Origin of the sequence: Klebsiella sp. MS 92-3 (assembly GCF_000195655.1) — a bacterium.
Taxonomy (GTDB): Bacteria; Pseudomonadota; Gammaproteobacteria; order Enterobacterales; family Enterobacteriaceae; genus Klebsiella; species Klebsiella pneumoniae.
On record NZ_GL882854.1, the window covers coordinates 1 to 2,753 of the forward strand.

At 59.4% G+C, this 2,753-nt stretch carries 2 protein-coding genes; one reads left to right on the top strand and one right to left on the bottom strand.

What is annotated here, in order from left to right:
- Positions 1–39: 39 nt before the first annotated feature.
- Positions 40–294, bottom strand: coding sequence for a cell division activator CedA (cedA, locus tag HMPREF9538_RS0128345; protein ID WP_008807754.1), 255 nt, complete (start codon positions 292–294; stop codon positions 40–42).
- Between the two features lie 190 nt (positions 295–484).
- Here cedA and katE point away from each other — a divergent pair, with 190 nt between their 5' ends.
- Positions 485–2,743 carry a catalase HPII gene (gene katE, locus HMPREF9538_RS04730; protein WP_002901554.1) on the top strand — a complete coding sequence of 753 codons (2,259 nt, stop codon included), beginning with the start codon at positions 485–487 and terminating at the stop codon, positions 2,741–2,743.
- Positions 2,744–2,753: the final 10 nt, after the last annotated feature.

Below are 2,753 nucleotides of genomic sequence, written 5' to 3' on the forward strand. Positions count from 1 at the left end.
CGCTGATCATTCAGCGGTTTTTTTATTTCTGCAGCCGACTCAGGCTTCAATCTCACCTTCCTGACGCACCTGGTTAGCCCAGCGCTGCGCCGACTCCGGCACGCTGAATGCCGGTGAGCGACGGAAATGCTCCCCCATCAGCAGAAAAGCGACATACTTCCCGCGCAAAATCCAGACATCGCGAAAATGGTCCATTTTCACGGCATGTTCCGGGGGCGCAGGCTCCACGCGCGGCACGTAGCTAATGACAGGGCGATTTTGTTGGCGCAATGGTTTCATAACAAATGGATTCACTAAACATAGCGGGAAACAGAAACCTCTATCATAGCCGATTGTGGCCCCGTTCGTCGCCCCTTCGCCGCCGATGCGCATTTTAGGATAACTCCCTGCCCCCTCGCCGGGCGCAGACAGCGTAATGTTCTATAGTTAGAAGGGTTTTGGTCTATCAACGACCACTTTTAGCAATGAAAGCAGGAGACGAGTAATGTCTGATAAGCACCCGAACCCTCACCAACAGCAGGCACCGGTCCACGACAGCGAGGAAGCGCAGCCGGGTCTCGATTCGCTGGCGCCGGACGATCGGGAGTGGCGCCCCACGCCGAAACCTACCGCTCCGGGCGTCGAACCCACCGCCCCAGGCAGCCTGAAAGCGCCCGATACTCATAACAGCAAACTGGATTCCCTGGAGGCGCAACGCAAAGGGGGGGAAGATTTTCCGCTGACCACCAACCAGGGCGTGCGCATTGCTGACGATCAGAATTCGCTGCGCGCCGGTAGCCGCGGCCCAACGCTGCTGGAAGATTTTATCCTGCGGGAGAAGATCACCCACTTTGACCACGAGCGTATTCCGGAGCGTATCGTTCATGCCCGCGGCTCTGCCGCCCACGGCTACTTCCAGCCCTACAAAAGCCTGGCTGCGTTAACTAAAGCCGATTTTCTTTCGTCAGCCGATAAAATCACCCCGGTGTTTGTACGCTTTTCCACCGTGCAGGGCGGCGCGGGGTCGGCGGACACCGTCCGTGATATTCGCGGCTTCGCTACCAAGTTTTACACTGACGAAGGGATTTTTGACCTGGTGGGCAACAACACACCGGTCTTCTTCATCCAGGACGCGATGAAGTTCCCCGACTTTGTCCACGCCGTGAAGCCTGAACCCCACTGGGCCATCCCACAGGGGCAGAGCGCCCACGATACTTTCTGGGACTATGTTTCCCTGCAGCCGGAAACGCTGCACAACGTGATGTGGGCGATGTCGGATCGCGGCATCCCGCGCAGCTATCGCACCATGGAAGGCTTCGGGATCCACACCTTCCGTCTGATTAATGCCGAGGGCAAAGCCACCTTCGTTCGCTTTCACTGGAAACCGGTCGCCGGCAAGGCGTCGCTGGTGTGGGATGAAGCGCAGAAGCTGACCGGCCGCGACCCCGATTTTCATCGCCGCGATCTATGGGAGGCCATCGAAGCCGGGGACTACCCGGAATTTGAGCTTGGCCTGCAATTGATCCCCGAAGAGAATGAATTTGCTTTTGACTTCGACCTGCTCGATCCCACCAAGCTGATCCCCGAGGCGCTGGTGCCGGTGCAGCGGGTTGGCAGAATGGTCCTCAACCGCAACCCGGATAACTTCTTTGCCGAAAATGAACAGGCGGCCTTCCATCCCGGACATATCGTCCCGGGCATTGATTTCAGCAACGATCCGCTGCTGCAGGGGCGTCTCTTCTCTTACACCGATACGCAAATTAGCCGCCTGGGTGGGCCGAACTTCCATGAAATCCCCATCAACCGTCCGACCTGCCCGTATCATAATTTCCAGCGTGACGGGATGCACCGGATGGACATTGACACCAATCCGGCCAACTACGAGCCCAACTCGATTAACGACAACTGGCCGCGCGAGACGCCGCCTGCCGCCAAACGCGGTGGCTTTGAGTCCCTCGCCGAGCGCGTCGACGGCGAAAAAATCCGCCAGCGCAGCCCTTCGTTCGGCGAATATTACGCCCAGCCGCGTCTGTTCTGGCTGAGCCAGACGCCGATTGAACAGCAGCATATTATCGATGGTTTCAGCTTCGAACTCAGCAAAGTGGTCCGCACCTGGATCCGCGAGCGGGTGGTCGATCATCTGGCCCACATTGATACTAAGCTTGCGGAAGCGGTTGGGGCGAACTTAGGCATCGAACTGAGCGACGATCAGCGCAACATTACCCTGCCCGCCCCGGTCAATGGCGTGGAGAAAGACCCCAGCCTCAGCCTCTACGCCGATGCCGAAGGAGATGTGAAAGGTCGCGTGGTGGCAGTCCTGCTCAACGAACGCACCTCAGCGCAGGATCTGGTTCAGCTCCTGCAGGCGCTGCAGGCCCAGGGCGTGCACAGCAAGCTGCTCTACTCGCGAATGGGCGAAGTCATTGCCGACGATGGTTCTCCGCTGCCGATCGCCGGCACCTTCGCCGGCTCCCCGTCGCTGACGGTGGATGCGGTGGTGGTGCCCGGCGGCGACCTCAGCGCCCTGAGTCAGAGCGGTGACGCGCGCTATTACCTGCTGGAAGCCTATAAACATCTGAAGCCGATCCTGCTGGCAGGGGATGCGCGGCAGCTGACGTCCGTTCTGCATGTTCCGACCCAGGGTGAAGAGGGGGTCATCGTCACCGATGCGCTCGACACGCCAGCGGCGGACAAACTGCTCGCCCTGATGACGGCCCACCGCGTGTGGTCGAGAAGCCCGAAAATCGCCGCTATTCCGGCGTAGTAAAAAGCCC